Annotated in this window: 11 protein-coding genes; 5 read left to right on the top strand and 6 right to left on the bottom strand. The window is 42.0% G+C overall.

Annotated features, from left to right (window positions below):
- The first annotated feature begins 97 nt into the window (after positions 1 to 97).
- Complete coding sequence (locus H148_RS0114085; RefSeq protein ID WP_029035373.1) at positions 98 to 1240, top strand: glycosyltransferase family 4 protein; 1143 nt, start codon at positions 98 to 100, stop codon at positions 1238 to 1240.
- Between the two features lie 40 nt (positions 1241 to 1280).
- On the opposite strand, the gene H148_RS17980 is transcribed toward H148_RS0114085, so the two are convergent.
- Positions 1281 to 2132, bottom strand: a complete 852-nt coding sequence (locus H148_RS17980; protein WP_037325275.1) for a class I SAM-dependent methyltransferase — start codon at positions 2130 to 2132, stop codon at positions 1281 to 1283.
- Entirely contained in the window at positions 2132 to 2965 is an 834-nt protein-coding gene (locus H148_RS0114075) for a polysaccharide pyruvyl transferase family protein (RefSeq protein ID WP_245583431.1), read from the bottom strand. Before H148_RS0114075 ends, H148_RS17980 begins: the two co-directional genes overlap by 1 nt.
- A gap of 320 nt (positions 2966 to 3285) precedes the next feature.
- Here H148_RS0114075 and neuC point away from each other — a divergent pair, with 320 nt between their 5' ends.
- From neuC to asnB, 3 genes are all read left to right on the top strand, one after another.
- Complete coding sequence (gene neuC, locus H148_RS0114070) at positions 3286 to 4440, top strand: UDP-N-acetylglucosamine 2-epimerase (protein ID WP_029035371.1); 1155 nt, start codon at positions 3286 to 3288, stop codon at positions 4438 to 4440.
- A gap of 243 nt (positions 4441 to 4683) precedes the next feature.
- Entirely contained in the window at positions 4684 to 5382 is a 699-nt protein-coding gene (locus tag H148_RS0114065) for an acylneuraminate cytidylyltransferase family protein (RefSeq protein WP_029035370.1), read from the top strand.
- A gap of 460 nt (positions 5383 to 5842) precedes the next feature.
- Positions 5843 to 7546, top strand: a complete 1704-nt coding sequence (gene asnB / locus H148_RS0114060; RefSeq protein WP_029035369.1) for an asparagine synthase (glutamine-hydrolyzing) — start codon at positions 5843 to 5845, stop codon at positions 7544 to 7546.
- Positions 7547 to 7586: 40 nt separating this feature from the next.
- Here the strand turns inward: asnB and H148_RS0114055 are convergent, their stop codons facing one another.
- The 4 genes from H148_RS0114055 to H148_RS0114040 all read right to left on the bottom strand — a co-directional run bounded on the left by H148_RS0114055 (position 7587) and on the right by H148_RS0114040 (position 12361).
- Positions 7587 to 7958, bottom strand: coding sequence for a four helix bundle protein (locus H148_RS0114055; protein ID WP_029035368.1), 372 nt, complete (start codon positions 7956 to 7958; stop codon positions 7587 to 7589).
- Positions 7959 to 8020: 62 nt separating this feature from the next.
- On the bottom strand, positions 8021 to 10489 hold the full coding sequence (locus H148_RS0114050) for an exopolysaccharide transport family protein (protein ID WP_029035367.1): 2469 nt from the start codon (positions 10487 to 10489) through the stop codon (positions 8021 to 8023).
- Positions 10490 to 10492: 3 nt separating this feature from the next.
- Complete coding sequence (locus H148_RS0114045) at positions 10493 to 11281, bottom strand: polysaccharide biosynthesis/export family protein (RefSeq protein ID WP_029035366.1); 789 nt, start codon at positions 11279 to 11281, stop codon at positions 10493 to 10495.
- Between the two features lie 381 nt (positions 11282 to 11662).
- Complete coding sequence (locus H148_RS0114040; protein WP_029035365.1) at positions 11663 to 12361, bottom strand: outer membrane beta-barrel protein; 699 nt, start codon at positions 12359 to 12361, stop codon at positions 11663 to 11665.
- 421 nt (positions 12362 to 12782) lie between these two features.
- On the opposite strand from H148_RS0114040, the gene H148_RS0114030 reads away from it, so the two are divergent.
- A complete protein-coding gene (locus tag H148_RS0114030) occupies positions 12783 to 14651 on the top strand; it encodes an ABC-F family ATP-binding cassette domain-containing protein (protein WP_029035364.1) in 1869 nt (622 codons plus the stop codon).
- The last annotated feature ends 22 nt before the right edge of the window (positions 14652 to 14673 follow it).

Below are 14673 nucleotides of genomic sequence, written 5' to 3'. Positions count from 1 at the left end.
AGACCTATTTTATATACAAAAAGCTATATTTAACACAGGACAATTTTAAAATATTTCATTCCTATAAAATCAATATTTGGTACTATAATTCAATATAATGCATCTCGCCTTCCTCACTTCAGAATACCCTCACCCCCGCACCGGCCGGGCAGCAGGGATTGGGACCAGTATTAAAAACTTGGTGACTGAACTGGTGAAGAGAGGAGCGCAAATTTCTATTTTCATATATGGTCAAAAGGAAGATGCTGTTTTCACGGAAGGAGGTATTAAACTTCATCTGATAAAACATCAGAAATATCGCCTTTTTGGATGGTATTTACACCGCAGGTTTTTACAAAATTACCTAAACAAATATATTGCTATAGATAAAATAGATGCTCTGGAGGCACCGGACTGGACAGGAATCACTGCTTTTATGAAGCTAAGATGTGCGCTGATCATTCGTTTCCATGGCAGTGATTCCTATTTCTGCAAACTGGAAAACCGGCCACAAAAGAAAAAGAACTTTTGGTTTGAAAAAACTGCTTTGGAAGGAGCTGATCATTTACTATCGGTGAGTAAATTCACTGCAGAGGAAACCCGGAAGATCTTTAAATTAAAAAAAGAAATTGAGGTTATTCCCAATTCGGTAGATGTGCATCGATTCCTTCCGCAGCATTTAAAGGTACAGCCGGGGACCATTCTTTACTTTGGAAGTCTTATCCGGAAAAAAGGGGTGCTCGAGCTTTCTGAGATCTTCAACAGGATCGTGGAGGAAAATTCTTCAGCACGGCTGAAGCTGGCAGGAAGAGATGTTCAGGACATCAACAGCGGAAGATTCACAAAAGAACTAATGCAGGAAGTATTCACTCCCGCCGCGGCAGAAAAGGTTGAATGGCTAGGCGTTCTTACTTATGAGAAGATCCTTGAGGAGATCGCCAGAGCCAAGGTTGTTGTGCTCCCATCCTTCGCCGAAGCACTTCCCATGACCTGGATCGAAGCCATGGCCATGGAAAAAGCATTAGTAACTTCAGATATTGGTTGGGCAAAGGAAGTCATGGTAAATGGAGAAACCGGGTTTATTGTTGATCCAAAAGATCATAAAACCTATTCGGAAAAAGTGCTGACTCTTATAAAAGATCCTGTTCTTGCAGAACGTATGGGAAAGGCTGCGAGGGTAAGGATATTGGAGAAATTTTCTACGGAGGTGGTGGTGGAGAAGAATTTAATATTTTACGAGTCGGTAGTCCGCAGACGGTAGATTTGTTTAGCATTTTGTGTTTACCGTATTCTGCTATTTGCTAATTGTTAATTGAATGCGGTTGTCTGTATATAATAAGCTGACTTCTGTTAAAACTCCGGTTCAAAGCTGAGGGAAGTTTCTGCTCGACTCTTAGTGCCCAACGCTTAAATTTATTTTGCTTTTCGCCCCATTTAAATAAGCGGCTAAAGCGTTCTAATGTACCAACGGGATGGATTTCCACCTCTTTAAAAAATTTTTTGCCTACTCTTTCAAAATGTGAACTGCTGAAACTTCGCTCTGGATGCGGATCGTTCTCTTTCCATTCCCTATATTTTTCTTTTTGAAATTTAGAGGGGCGGTTGCCCACTGGGATGTGCCAGCGTAATTCATCAAGAAACTTTAAATTCACGGCAGGTTCAAAAAAACGGGCTTCTCCGTCTTTCTTTAAAAGCCGGGCAGTTTCTCTTAAAAATTTCTCTTCCAGTGGAATCTCCAGGTGATGTAGAAAAGCCTTACCCACAACAAAATCAAACTGATTTCCCTTCAGATCATTCTCAATAAAATCACCCGGAATAAATTTTATAGGATATTTAAACTTGTAATTTTCGTTTAGTACTTCTATTATCCTTCCGCTGGAATCGGCAATATCATTAGCATAGACCTCAGCACCAAGGGCAGCCATAATCGCGGCATTAGTACAATCACCACAGCCCATCTCCAAAACTTTTTTCCCGGGTATTCTGTCCTTAAAATTATTTTTATAGATCGCAAACCAACTGGTTTCGGTAGTAGTAGCGGAATTTAAAAAAGAATCCAGATGGTTGATCCAGTGCAGAATATTTTTCACCTGCCCGGTTTTGTACAGGCGGTCATAATGTTCTTTGTTTTTCTGCTGATTTTCTGAATTCATCAAAAGGGTTTTACTTCTAAAAGTCCGGCTTTTAAAGCCTTCAGCTTTTCTTGGGATACCCAGCTCGGGTAATTTTGGAATAAGCTTGATATTTTATCTTCTGAAATCCCCTCGTCCACAACTTCCGCTTCGTAGGCTTCCAATCCCACAGACTCCAGGTAATCGAAATATTTAACATCGTTTCCGAAGATCTTACTAGACATTTTCACCCATACTGCCGGGATTCCGTATGCATGCGCAACTATTAATCCGTGTAATGAGGTAGAAAGAATGCGTTCACACTCCAGGATCTCTAAAGTAGTCGCCTCCACATCCATCGTGAGCAGATCCACCACATTTACTTCCTCCCTGCCGCCAAAGATCCTCTGTGCCTTTTCATAGTCATGATAATGCGGCACAATACCTAATTTATACTTGTTTTCCACCTGCGGCCGGTAATGGTCCGGTAGCAGGATGGCGGGATCTCCGTAAACTTCGGGACACCTATAGCCCAGTTTTAACAGGTAATCTCTGGTTTTCGGTCCACGAACCGCCCTAAAATCAGCTTTTTGAATATTCTGTTCATGATCTATAATACCACTTCCCCACACTATGCTGTGTTTAGATGCATGATGAATGATACTTCCTGCGGCCAAAAGATTGTCTTTAATGGTCTTATACCAGGACTGCTTTTTTGGATGAACAAACCGTGTCTCCTTTCCGCTAATTTTCTCTACCAGGTATTTCGAAAGCAGATCCCCATAATTCTCTTTCTCCCTAAAAATAAAATGCCGTTCACTCCAGTAGAATAAGGGGATTCTTTTATGGTTTTTAAAGTTCAGGGATTTGCTCAAAATTTGCGTTTTGCTGGTTTCAAATATATAGAAAACTTACTTCAGTCTCACGACGCTCATACGAACTGTCATTGCGAGACGGACGTAGTCCGATGTGGCAATCTTTCAATCGCTACCTTAAACAATCATCGTGACTAACCTACAACAGATTGCTTCAATCTTCTAATGTATCGGAAATCTTTCCCAATGACTATTTCAATAGGCAGCAGGACCACTTCTCATCAACAACATTTTTATTACTTTAGCCTAACCGAGAAACTGATCTACCTTCGCTAAAGCTGGCGGGGCAGACAAACTGACAACTGAGAACCGAGAACTGAATGAAAAGAAAGATCTGCGTCGTAGTAACTGCCCGCCCCTCCTACAGTCGGATAAAAACTGCTTTAACAGCCATTCAAAATCACCCAGATCTGAAATTACAACTGGTGATCGCGGGTTCGGCCTTGCTGGACCGATACGGGAACGCAGTAGATTTCATTGAAAAAGACGGCTTTCCAATCGCAGCTAAAGTTTTTATGGTGCTGGAGGGAGAGAATCCAACTACTATGGCAAAGACTACCGGATTGGGTGTTATGGAACTTACCAATGTTTTTTACAACCTGAAACCGGACGCAGTGATCACTATTGCCGACAGGTTTGAAACCATTGCCACTTCCATTGCGGCATCCTACCAGAATATTCCGCTAATCCATATACAGGGCGGAGAGGTGACGGGCAGCATTGATGAGAAAGTAAGGCATGCGAATACCAAACTGGCCGATCTCCACCTGGTCTGTACCGAAGATGCCCGGGAGCGGGTGATAAAATTAGGAGAAGAGCCCGGTAAGGTGATTAACTCCGGCTGCCCTTCTATTGACCTTGCAAAACAAATTACGGATTATCCTTATCTCGATTTTGATCCTTTGAAAAAATATGGCGGAGTAGGCGCCAATCTGGAATGGGAGAAAGGATATATAGTGGTGATGCAGCATCCGGTAACTACAGAATACAAGGAATCAAAAAAGCACATCATGGAAACATTAAGAGCTGTAAAAGAGCTGAATTATCCGACTTTTTGGTTCTGGCCTAATGTGGATGCCGGTTCTGATGGAACTTCTAATGGAATAAGAACGTTTAGAGAGCTAGAACAACCTCAAAACATCCATTTTTTCAAGAATATGGATCCTCTAGATTTTCTGAAACTTCTTAACAGCTCCAGAGCTTTAATAGGAAACTCGAGTGCTGGCCTAAGAGAGTGTGCTTATTTGGGACTGCCAGTTGTAAACATCGGAAATCGTCAACATAGAAGGAGTCGGGCACAGAATGTGACTGATGTTCCTTATGTTCAGCAGGCCATCTTAGAAGCCACAAAAGCTGCGATTAGTACAGAGAAATATGAAAGCTCTACTATTTACGGTAATGGAAATGCGGGAGAGAAAATTGCGGAGATACTGGCGACGGTGGAGTTGACTTATAGTAAGACGATTACTTACTAGAGTGGTCGGTTATCAGTCGTCAGTTTGTCTGCGAACCGCCATGGCGAGAGAATCCGTAGGACGAGCGTAGCAATCTGCCAATCCTTACTTCAGGCTATTATTGGGACCTACCTGCAATAGATTGCTTCGCTGCGCTCGCAATGACGGCATTAAATGAGACCCTTTTTATAAGACACTACTCCAAAAAACATATATTTGAGTGAACCAACCTCTCGACTCCGCTCGAGATGACATCACTGAACAATGAAAATCCTCGGACTCATCCCCGCTCGCGGCGGCAGTAAAGGAATTCCCGGCAAGAATATAAAAATACTACACGACAAGCCTTTGCTACAATACACTTTCGAAGCAGCTAAGAATTCAATGTTGCTTTCCAGACTTATCCTAAGTTCAGATGATGCTGAAATTATGGCAGTAGCTGAAGAGATAGGCCTGGAAGTGCCTTTTAAAAGACCTGCAAATTTAGCTGCTGATGCTACTCCTACCCTGGAAGTTGTGCAACACTCACTGAGCTTCTTTGCTCAAAAAGGGGAAAAGTTTGATGCGGTCTGTCTGCTGCAACCAACTACTCCATTTAGACGGTCTGGTTTAACAGATAAGGCCATAGAAAAATTTCAAGCTGGAAATTTCGACTCCTTGCTCTCGGTCCGGGAAGTTCCTGCGGAATATAACCCACACTGGATCTTTGAAGAAAAGCATGGACAGTTAAAAATTGCTACGGGAGAAGAAAACATCATCCCACGTCGCCAGGAGCTACCGAAGGCCTATTATCGAGACGGTGCTATTTATCTTACCAAAACTGAAGTGATCCTGGAGCAGAACTCCCTGTACGGTAAAAGAATTGGATTCGTCGACACCACAGGAGATCCTTATGTGAATATTGATACACATGTGGATTGGGAGGAAGCGGAAAAATTAGTGAAAAGTGGAAAGTGGAGTTAGGACGTTTTGTGTTTTCCGTTTGCTGTTGGTTTTTTGTTTTTTGTCTGTTGTTTGTGGAGTGAGCTTTTAGCTGTTAGCTTTTGGCTGTTGGCTTATATTTTTTTAGAGAGCCTGACCAAAGTAGTGCTACAAGAAATTAGCAAATCAAGGTTAAATACTAACCAAAAATTAACTGACTACTGCGCACTGCATACTCCAAATATGCCTAACCTGGCGCTGATACTCTAATCCCGTTTTTGGGCTCCCTTTAAGGTGAGGGGCAAAACCAAAAACGGTTTTTTTCCCTGTCGTCTTCGACCTTCTCCTTCTTTTCCCTAACGGGCAAATAAGGAGGCTCAGACTTACAGGCATAGTGTTTTCAATTACCGGATTTTTTAATTATTCCCGTTAGTTCAAATTTTTCAATAGATTTGAAAAGAAATTCATTATACAATATTCAGTATACATTATACAACAAAAAATGTGCGGAATTTCAGGTATTATCGGTCCGAACCCTATTGAAGCAGAACTTCAAAAAATGCTTCAGGCACAACATCACCGTGGGCCCGATCATACCGGCATTTATGTCGATCCAGGTTTCGCCGCTATAGGCCATAATCGTCTTGGTATTATTGACCTCTCTCCTGAAGCTAATGAACCCTTTGTCGATAACTCCGGAAGATATTTTCTCAGCTTTAATGGCGAGATCTACAATTATAAAGAGCTAAAGTCCGAATTAAACTCTCACTACAACTTCAAAACCTCATCGGATACGGAAGTACTTCTGGCGGCATATATCCGCTGGGGTAAGGAGTGCCTGATAAAATTCAACGGCATGTTTTCCTTTGCCATCTGGGATACTTCAGAAAAAAAACTCTTCGCAGCACGAGACCGCTTCGGAGTAAAACCATTTTATTATTCTGAAGTTGGAAAAAATCTCTCCTTCAGCAGTGAAATAAAGGCTCTCAAAAATGCCATTTTTGACACCTCTCCTAATTGTAAAGTCTGGGCCTCCTATTTTAGCTATGGCTCCTACGGAATGCCCGAGGAGACCTTTTATAAAAACATAAATCAATTACCCGGAGGACATTATCTTGAGTTTTCCCAGGGGAAATTAAATATTGAAAGTTGGAACAACTTTGAAAGCAGGGTCAAAAACATCCAACCAAATTTATCTTTTGAAGAGGTAAGTACTCATTATTTGGATCTTCTCAAAGACAGCATCAAGTTCCGCTTTCGTGCCGATGTGCCGATAGCTTTTAATATTAGCGGCGGAGTAGACAGCTCCCTCCTGTTGACCCTGGTCAACTTATTTGAGGACAAACAAAAGATTAATGCCTATACTTTTTACACCGGAGACGAGCGATATGACGAATTACCTTGGGTGGAACAAATGATTGCCAGCACTCAAAACCCGCTTCAAAAAGTGCTCTTTTCGGCTTCAGAAGTAGGCGCAGCTGCACATAAAATAAGCAGGCAACAGGATGAACCCTTTGGCGGCATTCCTACCCTGGCTTATTCTAAAATTTTTGAACAGGCTCAAGCAGACGGAGTGAAAGTGCTACTTGACGGACAGGGAATGGATGAACAATGGGCTGGATATGATTATTATCAGAACTCCGGTTCTACTATTCAGGGCACCGGAAAAGGCTCTCCCTTTCGGCAAAATGTTCTGGATCCTGGCTTTGCTACTTTAGCTGAAAAACCAATCTATCCACAACCTTTTGACAACGAACTCCAAAACCTGCAGTTCAGAGACCTTTTTTATACAAAGATTCCCAGAGCCTTACGTTTCAACGACCGCATCTCGATGACTTACAGTACAGAACTTCGTGAACCTCTTCTGGACTACCGTCTCGTAGAATTTGCCTTTGCACAACCAGAAAGTTATAAAATTCAAAATAGAGTTGGAAAATATTTGCTCCGCGAGATCTTGAAACCTCTGGTGCCCAAAAATATCTCCTACGCTCCCAAGCGCCCCCTCCAGACTCCTCAACGGGAATGGTTGGGTAAGGAGGTTAGACCATTTGTGGAGGAGCAGTTAAAAAGTTTGAAAAATTCAGCGGCAGCCGATTGGTTTGATCATAAGGAAATTGAAAGGGAATGGAAAAGGTATTTAGCGGGAGATAATAGGAGTAGTTTTCATGTATGGCAGTGGGTTAATGCTTCGCTGTTGCTCAGCTAGAGGAAAGTGGGAAGTGGAAAGGGGATAGTCGGTAAAAACATCAGTTCCTCTTTGACTTCAAATATCTCTGTAGACTACTTGTCATTTTTAGAATTTCCAATAACATAAGCCTGGCTTTGTTATTTTCTTCAGGAGATATAAATTTCCTCCTGAAAGCAATTGTAGAACAAGTGACACACTCCCTTACGGAATCAGCTGCCGCTTGGAGAAATCGATGAAATTGAGCATCTGTATCTCCAGAACCTTCAGAAGTATTCAGAGCAATAGAGACAGCGGCGCGGTTGAATTGAGAAGACAGACCGTATAATTCCTCCTTAGGGAATTTTGCAGTGAGGCTATATGCGTAGTCAATAAAATCCAAAGCTTTTTGATAAACCTTAAGATCTTCAAAATTAAACTTCACCTCCTCCATAATTCATTTTTCTACTTTCCACTCTCCTCTCCCCTCTCTCCACTTCTGGAGCAAAGCAAGAATTATTCAAAGTTCCGCATTATTTCTCTCCACTTCTTCTTCAGTCTACTCTTAGGAGTATCCTGCTGCCCATAACCTTTCCCGTACTGCCCATAACCATAGCCGTAACCATAGCCATACCCGTAGCCATAACCGTATCCGTATTTAGCTCTATGGACAAAGTGGTTAAGCACGAAAGAAATGTTCTTGACTTCACCTTTACTGTATTTTTCATTAATGACCTCAAGCATACCGCGTTTGGTATAATCCTGACGAATGAGGTACAAAGTGGCATCGGCGTATTTGATGAGGTTGAGCGCATCGGCAACCACACCAACGGGCGGGGTGTCCATGATGATATAGTCATAGCGCTCTTTAAGTTCGTTCATTAAAGTTTCCATCTGCTCGTTCATAAGCAGCTCTGATGGATTTGGAGGTATCGGTCCGGCAGTAATCACATCCAGGTGTGGCACCATACTTGGTTGAATGATGTTGTCAAGTGTTTCCTGTCCTATCAGGTAATTCACCACTCCCACATCATTATTGATCTTAAAATCATCAAAAATCTTTGGCTTCCTTAAATCGGCACCGAGTAGCAAGGTTTTCTTCTCGCTTAAAGCAAAGACAGTTGCCAGGTTCATTGCGCAGAATGTCTTTCCTTCCCCCGAAACTGAGGAGGTAATAAGAACTGTCTTTGAGCCTGTGACGCCCTGTTTCTTATACATGAATTGCAGACTGGACCTCAATCCTCTGAAACCTTCAGCAATGGCAGATTTTGGTTTATTAAATACTGCAAGATTGGTGTCCATTCGGCTCTTTCCGATCATTCCCAGGATAGGAATTGGAGAAAGCCGGGTCACCTCCTGTGCATTGTGCACGTTTGTATTGAGGAAAACCAGGAGGAATACAAAAGTTAAAGGAATCATACCTCCTACCATTAATGCCATGACATAGTTTAATTGTGTGTTGGGACCTATTTGTCCGCCGCCGGTATCTTTGGCGGTGTCTATCACCATCACGTCACTTACGTTAGCTGCTTTAATGAGTCCGGCCTCGCTGCGTTTTTCCAGGAACATGTTGTATGTGCGCTCACTAATGGAATATTTACGCTGGATTTTTAGCAGGTCCTGCTCTTCCTGCGGAAGTTTTTTAATTTCTGATTCGGCCAAAGAAATATTATTGTTTATATCCCGAAGCTCCTGTCTCAGCAAACTTTGCGAAGAAGCCATATTTTCCAGCAGCACATCTTTCACTGCGTTGATCTGCCGATCTATATCATTGAAAACAGGAGAGTTTTCCTGCAAAGAATATTCATACTTGCGGCGTTCTTCGGCCAAAGCTAATATACGACCTACCCCGCTCACAATACTTCCTTCAGCTATTCCCGCTACCGAGGGAGCAGGAACATCGGAATAATCACTTCGTGTTTGCAGATATTCCTGCAAAGTTTCATAATAAGCCAGTTGTCGTGCAATACTCTCCTTTCGCACATCCAGCTCTGTAAGTTTGGAGTTGAGCTGACTACTTTCTGCGGAAATATCCAGGATAGAATTTGTGTTCCTGAAATGATTGAGCTCATCTTCTACTATTTGCAGCTCCATTGCCTTCACATTCAAAGAACTATCAATAAAGCGGATGGTCTTAGTTGCAAAGAGGTTCTTTCGCTCGAGCATATTTTCACTCAGCACCCTTACAGTTCCATTGAGATAATCCACTATTTCAGGCTTGTTATCCCCGACCATAGACAGATTCAACACCGAAGCGCCCTGGGACTGAGGGTTTACAGCTACTCCGCGAAATCTTCCTACTGTACCGTCGAAATGCCTGAACTGAAAATAAAAAGGCTTATCTATAACAGGAGCATGCGAAGTAGGAACCAACTTGCCTTTAAAAAAGGGCAAATCAATAGGTTCATTTAATCCATATTCTCTTTTGAATTCCCCTTCTTCGACCACTACAGAAGAATATTCTTTGGTGGCATAATTGAAAACTGAAGCATTTCCGCCGGAAAAATGAGTGCTGAGAATAAAGGTTTCAGGACTATTGAACCGGATGGTAAAAGTATTGCCCATGACCTGATATGCAGCAGTATCGGCCACTACTTTAAAAGGAGTAAAACCATAAGCATTTACCCGCTGATATTCCCCGTCCTGCTGATATCCTATATAATATTGTAAACGCTCAACCACTTCTTCATTGTGCGACCTGGAACGAAGGATGGTCATGGCGGTATTCACCTTGTCTGAAGTCCCGCCCCAGTTAAAGGTCAGGCTTGTGTTACTGGTAAAAAATGGATTCTGGTCATCTTTAATTGAAATCGAATTTCCCAATTGGTAAACAGGCAGCTTCCTTACATTGTTGTAGTAAGCCACCCCCACGCTTATAGCTATGGAGAGGAGAATCAACTGCCAGTAGCTAAAAACTTTTAGTACAAAACCTTTAAAGTCAAAGGTGGAACCTACGTCGCTAATGTGATCTTCTTCATGTGCCATACATCACCTTGTAAAAATTAATATACTACTTATCACCAGAGCCAGTACAGATGCCGCCGTTTGGAAATTTGAAAGACCAGTTGTACCTATTCCCCATGCTTTCTGCGGAAGCGGATTTACTATGATCAGGTCATTAGGCTGAATATAATAATATGGTGACCGCATCGCATCTATTGTGGTAAGATCTATATGGTGTCTCTTCTCTCCACCCGGGTACTGTCTTACAATAACAACATCTGTTCTGTCCCCAAATTCTGAAATATCCCCCGCATTCGCAACAGCTTCCATAATAGTAACCTGTTCCTTATAGATCACCTGGCTACCCGAACCAATTTCTCCAATGGTGGTGTATCTTATCCCGGCCAGTTTAACAGTGACAAAAATATTTGCCTGCTCCGTAAAATAATTCTTTAAAAGGGCTTTTTCTATCTTCTCCCGTACTTCTTCAACAGTATAACCCAGCACATTCACTTCTCCTAAAGTCGGCACTCGTATGTTCCCATGAGCATCAACAAGAAATCCATCATAATACAGCCTTTCTTCTCCGGTAGCATTCGGATTCTGCTCTCCAATAGGATTAAACATTCCCACCACATCCTGATCTATGGCTTTCACCCTTATACTCAGTAGGTCATTCACCTGAATCCTGTATGGCTTCTGGATCCGCTCCACGGTCATTGAACTGTCTATCATATCGCCATCCTCCTGCAGGTACATCAACCTCTTTGTAGGAACACAGGAAGAAACAAACAACAGAACGCTAACAACAATAATTAATTGCCTGATACTCATTTGGGACTTATAGGTAAAGACAAATATAGTTGTTGAATGTTAATAATAAAATAATTGGGGTACTAGTTTGTTAAAAGATGTTAAAGAAGTAAGAAAGGAGAAATATGAAGATTGAATAAAAGCTATTGGCTTTTAACTCTTGGCTACTGACTCTAAAGTTAAGGGAGGCTGTTTTTATACGTTTTTTTTCTTAGGCTATATACTTATAAGGAAGATGAAAATTACCTCCCGTACTTATTATCACCTTTGATGAAGAAAACCTGCCAACTCAGCCTCCGCGCTACCTACTAAATTGTGTGCTTCCTCCCTTTTTGGGCCGGGGCAAAGAAGCACCCCATGAAAAAATCACTGCTCACTGACCATTGATCAGAGATTACTATTTTAATAACAAGCTCTGCGTCGCCTTTCATTAAGACCGGGACCGCCAATCTTAAAAATTAAACTTACAATGACCTGATTCAGACGAGCATCTTCAAAATAAGCCCTGTTAGCCCCTCCTGCTCCTCCAAAAACTCCTTTATTATCCATTTCGAGATTCTGTCTCTCTGCATTAGATAAAGAATGTTCATATCTGATATCTAAACCAAAGCGTCCGAATTCAGCTTTAGTTCCAATTTGGGCATTAATTGGAGTATTCTGTACTACGATTAAACGCTCAGTTTCCTCTCCAAAAAGTTTAGCATCCAAAACGTTAGAATATACCGGTCCGGCATATATATCCAAAGGTCCGTAAATATTGTATCCTACAAGTAGTGGAATTGTAAAAGTTTGAACACTATATTCTGTATTCTCTTCCCGAAGTGGAATGGCAAATTCCTGGGTCAGAGAATTGTAAACAACTTCGGGACGAATGAAAAAATTTCCGAAATTAACCTGGGCGAAAATACCCCCATGAAAACCAATTGCTCCCTCACCTTCTGCTATCCCATCCCAATATCCCTCACCGGAACTTTCTCCCTGGATCTCACCACCCATTGAGTAATTAATGCCTCCTTTGAGACCGTAACTAAAAGTTGTCTGTGAAAAGCTGGAAACAGTAGCAGCCAAAATTATAATCAGGCTTAACAAATATTTTTTCATAAGATTTGGATATGCGCTCAATTGGTTTACAAATAAAAAGCAAATTTCTTTATACCTCCAATAAATTTGCCTTTATCTAACGAGAAAGATAGAAATTTATTTTGTTAAGCGACGAACATAGTAGACTTAGTAAGCAGTGTGCAGTGGTGAGTTGGCAGTTATTTTCGGGGTAAATGAGAACTAGCTCCATTCCCTTGGAGAGTATGCCACCCCGACCGGCGGCCATCCCGAAACAAGTTCGGGACAGGCTCCCTCGGCAGGAGGGGACTCTTTTGAAAAATATTTCTGGTAAAGAGGATACTTGTATTTAAATTCCATCCTCCAGTCCCCACATCCTCAAATCTTCAAATCTTCAAATCACCTGATCATTGCTCATTGTTAATTGATCATTGAAAAGACTACTTTTGCCAAAAATAACTGCGTGAATTATTTATCTGTAGAAAATGTAGCTAAGGCTTACGGGGAACGGGAACTGTTCTCGAATATATCTTTCGGAATTAATGAAGGTCAGAAGGTGGGATTTGTAGCAAAGAACGGAACGGGAAAAACTTCCCTTCTGAATATCTTTTCGGGCGCCGATACTCCTGATGCCGGAAATGTGGTCTATCGGAAGGATATCACCACTGCCTTTCTTCCGCAGGAACCCAACCTGGATCCGAAGTTGACTGTAGAGCAAACTATATTTGCTTCAGATAACGAAATTCTCAAAGTTATTGAACGCTATGAAAAAGCCCTGGAGAATCCTGAAGATTCAGATGCTTATCAAAAGGCATTTGAACAGATGGAAGCGCACCAGGCCTGGGACTTTGAGTCTACTTATAAGCAGATCCTGTTTAAATTAAATCTGGAAGACATGCATGCCATTGTGGGCAGCCTGAGTGGTGGACAAAAAAAACGTCTTGCCCTTGCTTCCATGATCCTGAACAAGCCCGATCTCATCATCATGGATGAGCCAACCAACCACCTGGATCTCGACATGATCGAATGGCTGGAAGAATTTTTCCGCAAAGAAAATTTTACAATCTTTATGGTCACTCACGACCGGTATTTCCTGGAACGAGTTTGTAATGAGATCGTGGAACTGGAAGATGGAAATCTATATACCTATAAAGGTAATTACTCTTACTACCTTGACAAAAAAGAGGAAAGGGTCACTACAGAACAAACGAATACAGATAAGGCAAAGCAGCTTTTTAAAAAGGAACTGGACTGGATGCGCCGGCAGCCAAAAGCCAGGACCACCAAATCCAAATCAAGGATCGAAGATTTCCACGAAATTAAAGACCGTGCCTCCAAACGCCGCAACGATCACCAGGTGCAGCTTGAGCTTAATATGGAACGCCTGGGAAATAAGATCGTGGAATTTCACAATGTCTCAAAAAGTTTTGGGGATCTCACTTTGCTCGATAAGTTCAACTATAATTTTCAGCCGGGGGATCGTATCGGCATCATCGGAAAAAACGGAACAGGAAAATCCACTTTTCTAAACATCCTCACCGGAGGGATTGAGCCCGATGCAGGAAAGATCACCATCGGGGAAACCATTAAATTCGGCTATTATACACAGCGCGGGATTGATGTTAAGGAAGGTCAGAAGGTGATAGATGTAATTCGAGAATTCGGGGAATATATTCCGCTAAAGAAAGGTCGGCAGATCTCTGCCCAGCAACTCCTGGAGCGCTTTCTTTTCGACCGCAAAAAGCAATATGATTATGTTGAAAAGCTCAGCGGGGGAGAAAAGAAAAGGCTTTATTTATGTACTGTTTTAATTCAGAATCCCAATTTTCTTATTCTAGATGAGCCGACCAACGATCTTGACATTGTCACTTTAAACGTTCTGGAAAATTTTCTGCTCGACTTTCCCGGATGCCTGGTAGTGGTTTCTCACGACAGGTATTTTATGGACAAGATCGTGGATCACCTGTTCGTGTTCAAAGGTCAGGCAGAGGTAGAAGATTTCCCCGGAAATTATTCCGACTACCGCGAGTATGAAGCCAGTACAGAAACGCAGCCTGCAGAAAAAGCTGAAGTGTCTTCAGATAAAAAGTCGTGGAAAAAAGAAAGCAACACCTCTGCCGGACTCACCTATAACGAGCAGAAGGAATACAACAAGCTGGAAAAGGAGATCCACAACCTGGAGAAGAAAAAGGAAGAGGTGCAGAAAAAGTTCCTGCAGGACCTAAACCCTGATGAAATTGCTAAAGCTTCCATGGAGCTCAGCAAGATCGAGGACGAGATCGAGAAGAAAACCGAAAGGTGGTTTGAACTGGGAGATAAAGCCGCTGGCTAATTCAAAGTTCAAAATTAAAGGT

Origin of the sequence: Salinimicrobium terrae DSM 17865, assembly GCF_000424665.1 — a bacterium.
GTDB classification, from domain to species: domain Bacteria; phylum Bacteroidota; class Bacteroidia; order Flavobacteriales; family Flavobacteriaceae; genus Salinimicrobium; species Salinimicrobium terrae.
The sequence above is the reverse complement of the archived record's forward strand: the minus strand, read 5'-3'. Positions and strand labels throughout refer to the sequence as shown.

What these genes read in the sequence shown, in the direction of transcription:
- H148_RS0114085 (WP_029035373.1), top strand. Translation starts at nt 98, where the DNA reads ATGCATCTCGCCTTCCTCACTTCAGAATACCCTCACCCCCGCACCGGC.
- H148_RS17980 (WP_037325275.1), bottom strand. Translation starts at nt 2,132, where the DNA reads ATGAATTCAGAAAATCAGCAGAAAAACAAAGAACATTATGACCGCCTG.
- neuC (WP_029035371.1), top strand. Translation starts at nt 3,286, where the DNA reads ATGAAAAGAAAGATCTGCGTCGTAGTAACTGCCCGCCCCTCCTACAGT.
- H148_RS0114065 (WP_029035370.1), top strand. Translation starts at nt 4,684, where the DNA reads ATGAAAATCCTCGGACTCATCCCCGCTCGCGGCGGCAGTAAAGGAATT.
- asnB (WP_029035369.1), top strand. Translation starts at nt 5,843, where the DNA reads ATGTGCGGAATTTCAGGTATTATCGGTCCGAACCCTATTGAAGCAGAA.
- H148_RS0114055 (WP_029035368.1), bottom strand. Translation starts at nt 7,958, where the DNA reads ATGGAGGAGGTGAAGTTTAATTTTGAAGATCTTAAGGTTTATCAAAAA.
- H148_RS0114050 (WP_029035367.1), bottom strand. Translation starts at nt 10,489, where the DNA reads ATGGCACATGAAGAAGATCACATTAGCGACGTAGGTTCCACCTTTGAC.
- H148_RS0114045 (WP_029035366.1), bottom strand. Translation starts at nt 11,281, where the DNA reads ATGAGTATCAGGCAATTAATTATTGTTGTTAGCGTTCTGTTGTTTGTT.
- H148_RS0114040 (WP_029035365.1), bottom strand. Translation starts at nt 12,361, where the DNA reads ATGAAAAAATATTTGTTAAGCCTGATTATAATTTTGGCTGCTACTGTT.